6 protein-coding genes are annotated in these 8,993 nt (G+C 37.4%); 4 read left to right on the top strand and 2 right to left on the bottom strand.

Features of this window, described 5'->3' with window-relative positions:
- Positions 1 to 194 precede the first annotated feature (194 nt).
- The gene (locus ACY65O_RS07430; protein ID WP_462220220.1) at positions 195 to 2,009 is read right to left on the bottom strand and encodes a response regulator; all 1,815 of its coding nucleotides are present in this window, start codon (positions 2,007 to 2,009) and stop codon (positions 195 to 197) included.
- Between the two features lie 51 nt (positions 2,010 to 2,060).
- Positions 2,061 to 2,609, bottom strand: coding sequence for a hypothetical protein (locus tag ACY65O_RS07435; protein ID WP_462220221.1), 549 nt, complete (start codon positions 2,607 to 2,609; stop codon positions 2,061 to 2,063).
- 234 nt (positions 2,610 to 2,843) lie between these two features.
- On the opposite strand from ACY65O_RS07435, the gene ACY65O_RS07440 reads away from it, so the two are divergent.
- From ACY65O_RS07440 to ACY65O_RS07455, 4 genes are all read left to right on the top strand, one after another.
- Positions 2,844 to 3,455: a TlpA family protein disulfide reductase gene (locus ACY65O_RS07440; RefSeq protein WP_462220222.1), complete on the top strand. Its 612-nt coding sequence runs from the start codon at positions 2,844 to 2,846 to the stop codon at positions 3,453 to 3,455.
- 32 nt (positions 3,456 to 3,487) lie between these two features.
- Positions 3,488 to 5,743 carry a response regulator gene (locus ACY65O_RS07445; protein ID WP_462220223.1) on the top strand — a complete coding sequence of 752 codons (2,256 nt, stop codon included), beginning with the start codon at positions 3,488 to 3,490 and terminating at the stop codon, positions 5,741 to 5,743.
- 31 nt (positions 5,744 to 5,774) lie between these two features.
- Complete coding sequence (locus ACY65O_RS07450; RefSeq protein ID WP_462220224.1) at positions 5,775 to 6,149, top strand: Hpt domain-containing protein; 375 nt, start codon at positions 5,775 to 5,777, stop codon at positions 6,147 to 6,149.
- An 88-nt stretch (positions 6,150 to 6,237) separates the two neighbouring features.
- Positions 6,238 to 8,993 (top strand): ligand-binding sensor domain-containing protein (locus ACY65O_RS07455; protein WP_462220225.1); only part of this gene is annotated, 2,756 nt, incomplete at its 3' end.

The raw sequence follows: 8,993 nt of genomic DNA on the forward strand, positions 1-8,993 counted from the left end.
TTTACCAAAAATAAGAATAATGTAAGTTAGGAAAAAAAACGGATGTGATATTATTTACAGCAGGCTTGCTGTTATAAAAAAAACTGTATTAAAGATTCCTTTTTATAAAATGTATACATAAATATTTATTTCAAATTTAAATATTGAATAAAGGTGTGCAATTATTTTATTTGCGGCAAACAGCCTTTTTTGGTTCAGGCAAGCTTTTTATCAGCAATTACCAATGCCCATTTTTCCAGCATATTTACCAGTTCGCCTAATTGTACAGGTTTGCTGATGTAATCATCCATGCCTGCCTGCATACAGGCCATTCTGTCGCCATGCATTACATTGGCCGTCATGGCTATAATTGCAGGTTGTTTATTCAGGCATACCCTTATCATTTTTGTTGCTTCCAGTCCATCCATTTCGGGCATTTGCACATCCATCAGTATGAGGTCGTAAGCGGCTTTGCTTACCAAATCCAATGCTATATGCCCGTTGCCGGCAATATCTACCTGGTAGCCCAGTTTGCCCAATATTTTGGCAGCCCATTTCTGGTTTACCGGGTTATCTTCCACTAAAAGTATCCGCAAAGGATATTGTTTGGCAAATTCAGCCGATAATTTTTTTACCGACATATCCTGCATCTGCCCAGCTTTTTTATCGGACCGGATATTGCTGAGGATATGATCAAATAAAGTATGTTGTTTTACAGGCTTGTTTAATACAGTAATTGCCCCTGCAATATTTTCTTCTTCTTTATGGCGGTTATCATTTAATGGATTTAGCAATAGTAATGGCAGTTGCGGAAATATTTTCTTTATGCTGCCCGCCAGTTGCATACCTGTCATATCCGGCAAAATCATTTCGGTAATCATCAGGCTGAAGGAATTTTCACCAGCCAATTGCAATGCTTCTTTGCCACTGGCAACCATAACGGGCAGTAGTTTCCATTGCCGCAGTTGCTTCATTAAAATACCAGCTGCTATTACATTACTATTTACAACTAATACTGATTTGCCTTCAAAATCCTTCAGGTTGTAACCGGCAGCGGTACCGGCAGGTAACGTAACAGTATGTAATGGTATGCTGAAAATAAAACCGTCATTAGTGTCGTTCACTGCTTTTATTTCTCCACTCATTTCTTCTACCAGTTTTTTACAAATAACAAGTCCGAGATGCCTTTCATTTTGGTCATCTTCAAGACTGCTGTCGGGGAGTGTTTTACCTTCCGACTGCAAGATTGCAATTGCAGCAGTATTGCCCAAAGGTTTTGCTGCTACAGTAAAAGCTAATGAAGGCAGGATATCTGTGCTGTCGTGTTTTATAATATGTACCCCTATACAAACCTGCTCGGGTTTATGTTCCATTATATTTTCTACCAGGTTAGTTAATACCTGGTGCAGGCGTTGGTTATCTGTTAATACCTGAAGCGGTACATTTTCATCTAATGCATGCAGCAGTTCAATTGATTTTTCCGATGCTCTTACTGCAAAAGTGTCTATTACTTCTTCCACACAGTTTCGCAGGTCGGTATTTTTTTGCTGGGCTGCATTAATCGTCCGGTCAATTTTAGATTGTTCCAGCAGATCATTGGCCATTACTTCATCTACTTTATTTAAAAGTATTTTGCCTGAGCTGATGATGGTATCAATGTAATCCTTTTGTTCCGGGTTGAGGATTGTTTCTTCCAAAAGAATAGTCATACCCAATATGCCATTCATTGGTGTACGTATTTCATGGCTTAATGAAGTAAGCAATTTATCCCTTGCTTCAGCCGATCGTTTTGCATCGGCCCTTGCTTTCGCTTCTTCCCGGCTGGCATAATCCAGGTGCTGCTGCATATCTTCTATCTGCAGGCCCATGGCTTTTATTTTGTTGTGGTAGCTGGTAATATTTGATTTGTAAAAACCGTACAGCATAAATAACATGGCAATAATTATTGCAAAAAAAATAATGCTGTTAAAAGTTGATACTACAAAAAGCGGCAGGTATCCTGTTAAAAAAAAGTTTGCTGCTGATTCCATACAAAGAGATTGGTTTAATTAATTTTAATAGTTGCCTTTACTGCTTTATCCTTATTGCAAATCTTCGGTATAAACTACCGGCGCCTCTGTTAATTTTTTTACTGTGCTTATCTCTTTCAGGTGATGGTTCCAGTGAAAAAGTAGATTATCAATCGGTTGCCACATCATTACCCAGCTAAAAATATCAATGCCGGTAAGTATGGCCGATTCTATACCGCCTTCATCTTTTAATATCATGGGTATAAAAATATGTGACAGTAATATAATGGCAAGTCCTGCAAACAGTACTATATAATTGCGCCGTTTAAATCTTTCAAACTCGCCCTGCTTGGCCAGCATTACAGCAGCAAAATGCCGCTTTATCGCATAAATAAGCGGCTCGGTATATTGTTTATCACTTTCGGTTTTGCAGGTAATTTTGTATTCAATAACGGTGAGTCTTCTGGCCGGGGCTTTAGTACGGTTAATATACTCTTCAAACTCGTGACTAAGCTGCCGTTTATAATAGGGCGAAGGATCATTCTTATTAAAATGTTCTTCAATCGCCTCTGGATTTACTACAAGAAAAATATCGATCTTTTCCGGTAAAATGTTTTTCATTAGGGTAGAAATTGAAGCTGCTTAAATAAAAACTGTGTAAGGTTTTTTTTTAATGATTATATATGTATAGAGAACTGCAAATGCTTATAGAAATTGTATTGCAGGCATACAAATTTACTTACCTGTTTAATTAGTAGCTATCTTTCTACAGTAAATTGGTTAATTAGCTCACACCACTAAGCATGTTAAAAGCGTTTTATACCTGTTCACAATATCCTTACTATAAAATCTAAAATGCCTGCAACCTTAAAAAAAGTAATCGCCATAGCGGCATTAGCAGTAACCTTTTGCTGCATTGGCATTTTATTTTGGTACAGCGAATGGCAGTACAGTTTACCAACGCCTGTTCCGCAGCAATATCTTACCGTAAAAAAAGGAGAGCTTATAAATATAACAGCAAAATTCAACCCTCAAAAAAACGAACCTGTTTTTTTACATTTTTTTAATCCCGATTGTCCGTGCTCCCGATTTAACATGCCACACTTTAAAGAACTGGCTAAAACTTATGGGGGTAAAATAAGTTTTGCGGTAGTGGTAATTACAACAGGCAAAAATTATACTGAAGAAAGCATTCGTAAAAAATACGGGATTACCGTACCGGTTTTATTTGATACCTCACTGGCTGCAACATGCGGTGTGTATTCTACACCACAGGCTGTATTAATTAATACCGACCAATCACTTTATTACAGGGGCAATTACAACAAAAGCCGCTACTGTACCGATAAAAAAAGTAATTACGCCCAAATGGCCATTGATGGTTTACTGGCTAGTAAGCAGGAAGTTGTTTTTAATCAGTATGCACTTACGGCTTATGGTTGCTCGTTACCAAACTGTAAAAAATAAAATCGAAAAATCCTTAAAATAAAATAATAAAAATGGAAAGCGCCGTAACAGAAAAACAAAAAAATACTGGTTCATTTTCACAGCAGGTAAAAGAAAGATCAGATAAACTGGTAAATTATTTTCTCATCTGTTTTTTTATCTCGGGTTTAGTGCTGGCACCTTTTTACGATACCTGGCTGATAGCTTTTGGTGTAGGCGGATTTTCGCTTTTTGCTTACTACTATATTAAAGCAACCATGCCCGATTCAATCATGTACCAATATGTTTTAGGTGTGGTGTTAGGTATTTTTATGGCACAAGGTATTTACCAGATGCATGGCATGTTTGAAATGCATTTTGTTGCTTTTATAGCAAGTGCCATACTCATCACTTATCAAAACTGGAAGCTGCAGATTCCCCTGGTGGTGGTGGTGGTTATTCATCATGCAGGATTAGCTTACCTGCAAAACATGGGTATAAAAGGCGCTTATTTTACACAGCTCGAGGGTGTTGAACTCACTTCATTTATCATACACATTATACTTGCTGCATTAATATTTTTTATCTGTGGCTTATGGTCGTACCTGTTAAAAAAATATAGCAAAATACAGGTAGAGCAAACCCGTGAAATGGGGAAAATGGAAAGAGAGGCCCAGGTAAACAAAGAAAGAATATTAAACCAGGAAGCACTGAAGGCAGCGTATAAAAATGCAGAACAGGCACGCCACGAGGCTGATGAAGCCAACAAAGCAAAAAGTGTTTTCCTGGCTACCATGAGCCACGAGATACGTACACCAATGAACGGCGTAATTGGTATGGCCTCTCTTTTAAATGAAACAAATTTAACACCCGAGCAGCAGGAATATGCAAAAACCATCAGCACCTGTGGAGAAGCTTTGCTTACCGTTATAAATGATATTCTCGATTTTTCTAAAATTGAATCGGGCAATATGGAAATTGAAGAACGTGATTTTGATTTACGTACCTGTATTGAAGAAGTGCTGGATGTATTTGCAAGCAAAGCCGGTAAGCAGGGGCTTGACCTGGTTTATGAAATAGATTATAATGTGCCTGCACAAATTATTGGTGATAGTTTAAGGCTGCGCCAGATATTAGTGAACCTGGTTAGTAATGCCATTAAGTTTACCGAACAGGGAGAAATATTTGTTGGTGTTCACCTGGTTAAAACAAAAGATAACGGGCAGATTGAATTGCAGTTTGAAATACGTGATACCGGTATTGGTATTCCGGCAGATAAAATGGAAAGACTCTTTAAAGCTTTTTCACAGGTAGATTCATCAACCAGCCGCAAGTATGGTGGCACCGGGTTAGGACTTATTATTTGTGAAAAATTAATTGGCTTGATGGGAGGGCAAATTGATGTTGCCAGCAAGGAGAATGAAGGCACCACGTTTACATTTACCATGCTTTCGTCTGCAAGTTCTCAATCGCTGCGTACTTATATAACCAATCATATTGCAGGTGTAGAAGGTAAGCAGGTACTTGTGGTAGATGATAATTTAACCAACCGCTGCATACTTAAAAATCAATTGGAATTGTGGAAAATTATACCAACACTTGCAAGCAGTGGTGCTGAGGCATTGGAAATTTTAGCCAAAGGCCATCATTTTGATTTGATATTAACCGATATGCAGATGCCCGATATGGATGGTTGCGAACTGGCACAGGAACTGCAAAAAATGTATCCGCAAATTCCAATAATATTATTAAGCTCGGTAGGTGATGAGCGTAATAAAAGATATGCCGGTTTATTTAAATCGATATTAACCAAGCCTATTAAACAGGAAATGTTGTGTAAACTTATCATCAATGAATTAAGAGGTAAGTCTAAACCTTTGGCAGAAATACAAGCGGTTACACAAAAACTTTCTCCTGATTTTGCAAAAGATCATCCACTGAAAATACTGGTGGCCGAGGATAACCTGGTGAACCAAAAATTAGCCCTTAAAATATTAAGCAAACTTGGCTTTGAAGCAGCACTGGCCGAAAACGGAAAAATAGCAGTTGAAATGGCTAACGAAGTGGCTTACGATATTATATTGATGGATGTACAGATGCCCGAAATAGACGGACAGGAAGCAACCCGTATTATAAGACAAAGCATGGAGATACAACCCATCATTATTGCCATGACGGCCAATGCCATGAAGGAAGATAAAGATGATTGCCTTAAGGCAGGTATGGATGATTTTTTAAGTAAACCTGTAAAGCTGGAAGAGCTGGTGAACATGCTTGCCAAATGGTCCGGCATTTCTAAACAAAAAAATACTAATCTAAAAAGGGCCTGATAAAAATTATATAACCCCTAAAATATACCTTATGCAAAATTCACCAATACAAACTAACCCAACTGCAGATTTATATGACTTAAGCATGCTGGAAGAAATGGATGATACAGAATACCTGCTGGATATGCTTACCACTTTATTACACGAAGCACCAAAAGATATAAAAGAAATGCAGCTGGCATTAGTGGCAGGCAAAATTGATATTGTTTGCAAGCAGGCGCATAAACTTAAAAACAGCGCCGGCATTATACAGGCCGAAAAATTAATAGCGCTGCTGGAAGATATTGAAGCCATCGGAAAAAAGGGCGCAAACGGCAACGAACTTATCAGCCTTATTGAAAATGCAGCACAACAATACAACTGCATTGAAAAGGCATTACAAATTTATGTAAATGAATTAAAGTAAATATTATTATTACCCTTTTTGGTTTGTTATTCCCACTCCTCTCATTTAAATAAAAAAAACAAAAAATCAGCTTTATAAAGTTTACAAGATGAAAGCTATACGATACCTAATTTTACCCTTTATACTGGTATGCAGTTTTTGTGCATTTGCACAAAAGCAAAACCTGAAATTTGAACACCTGGATAATAATGTAGGTTTATCTCAAAACCTGGTTATGTGCATTTTACAGGATAGTCAGGGATTCATGTGGTTTGGCACAAGTGACGGATTGAATAAATATGATGGATATAAATTTACGGTATATAAAAATGATGCAAAAGACAGTAATAGCATCAGTAATAATTATATCTCTGGTATAGTAGAAGATGACAAAGGAATTATATGGATTTCCACCCGGGGTGGTGGTCTAAATCGCTATGATAAAAAGAAAGATGAATTTACCCATTTTAAAAACAATCCTAACAACCCTTATAGCATATCTGGCAACCTGTTAACCGGTATAAGTAAAGACAGAGAAGGAAATTTATGGATCAGTACAGAAGATGATCTCAATTATTTTGACCTGGTTCAAAATCATTTTTTACATTACAAGATTAACTCCAGATACGTTTTTGAAGATAGTGAAGGCCAGTTGTGGGTTGGAACTTACCGTGGAGGCCTTAGCTTATTTAATAAAAAAACAAAAGCATTTACCTATTTCCGGCACAATGAAAAAGATAACACATCACTAAGCAACGATAATGTATCCGTGATTTACGAAGATAGTAAACGGCGGTTGTGGGTGGGTACCGTTGGGGGTGGGTTAAATTTATTTGATAAACACACCGGAAAGTTCCGCAACTTTATACATGATATACACAACCCTAACAGCTTGCCGGCCAATACTGTGTTTTCGCTTAATGAAGATGCCGGTGGTAATCTTTGGATAGGCACAGAAAACGGGGGAGTAAGCATTTACAATTCCCTTACAGAAAAATTTGATCTTTATCAGCACGATGAAATAGATGATAAAAGTATCAGCCATAATTCTATTTATGCCATTTATAAAGATACACATGCTAATATGTGGTTAGGTACTTTTGCCGGGGGTATAAATATATTAACCAGAAACAGCAATAAATTCGGGCATTTCAAACATACGTCCGATATAAACAGCCTTAGCAATAACAATGTATTGTACCTCGAAGAAAATAAGGAGGGCAAAATATGGGTGGCTACTGATGGGGGTGGCCTTAATCTTTTTGATCCTTCTACAAAAAAATTTACTCATTATACTCACCAGCAGGGAAATAAAAACAGTATCTGTGGTAATTATGTACTTAATGTTTGTACAGATAGCCAGGGTAATACATGGATCGGCACCTGGGGTGATGGCATTACTGTTTTAAATATTAAAAAAAATACGTACAAACATTTTAAACATAATCCGGCAGATAATTCCAGCATCAGCACCAATCATGCATGGGTGATTTTTGAAGACAGGGAAAAGCATATCTGGATAAGCACACTTTTCGGGGGTTTAAACTTATATAATCCAATCACCAACTCTTTCACGAGGTTTACTGATGGCACAAACAACCAAAGCACCAAAAAAATAAAGTCTATTACAGAAGACAATAAAGGTAACCTGTTGATTGGATCTGATGGCGGCGGTTTGCAAGTGTTTAATAAGCAAACCAAAACCTTTATAAGCTTTCTTCATGATGATTACAAAAACAGCCTGAGTGATAACCGTATAACTTTTGTACGGGAAGATAAGCTGGGTAATTGGTGGATTGGCACAATGGCAGGGTTAAATTATTTTGATACAAAAAAACAACTCTTCACTACATATACCACAGCAAATGGATTGCCCAACAATGTGATATTTGGCTTACTGGAAGATGCAAAAGGCTTTCTCTGGATTAGTACCAACAGGGGTATTTCCCGCTTTGATCAGCAAACAAAAAAGTTTAAAAACTTTGGTATACAGGATGGGCTGCAATCTTACGAATTTAAAATTGGCTCATTTTGCAAAGCAAATTCCGGGATGCTTTATTTTGGGGGCATTAACGGCTTTAATGAATTTGATCCTGCTAAAATAAAAGACGATCCTTTTGAACCACCACTCGTTCTTACCAACTTTGAAATATTTAATAAAAATGTGCCCATTGCTAAAAGCAATGAAGATCCATCGCCACTAAAAAAAGATATTTCAGAAACCAGGGATCTTACTTTGGACTATAAAAACTCGGTTATTTCGTTTGAATTCGCTTCTTTAAATTATGCCGTATCAGAAAAAAAACAATATACCTATATGCTGGAAGGCTTTGATAAAACCTGGAATGAAATAGGTACAAAACGAACCGCCACTTACACTAACCTCAATCCCGGAAAATATATTTTTAAAGTAAAAGGAATGAATAACGAAGGGCAATGGTCAACCCGTACCATTGCAGTAAAACTTACCATTACGCCTCCATTCTGGCTTACGTGGTGGTTTAAAACATTAGTACTGTTAAGTATTGTTGGCGGGGCCATTGGGTTTTACAGATTTCGTATCAATATTATTAAGTCACAAAAAAATAACCTGGAGCAAAAGGTGGAAGAACAAACCTGGGAATTAATATTATCTGCCAGGGAAGAAAAAAAAGCCCGCCACGAAGCTGATGAAGCCAATAAAGCAAAAAGTGTTTTTCTTGCCACCATGAGCCATGAGATACGTACACCAATGAACGGCGTAATTGGTATGGCATCGCTTTTAAACGAAACACAACTTACACCGGAGCAGCAGGAGTATGCAAACACTATCAGCACCTGCGGGGAGGCATTATTAGCAGTGATCAATGATATTCTCGATTTTTC

Origin of the sequence: Ferruginibacter sp. (genome assembly GCF_031430955.1) — a bacterium.
Lineage (GTDB): Bacteria > Bacteroidota > Bacteroidia > Chitinophagales > Chitinophagaceae > Ferruginibacter.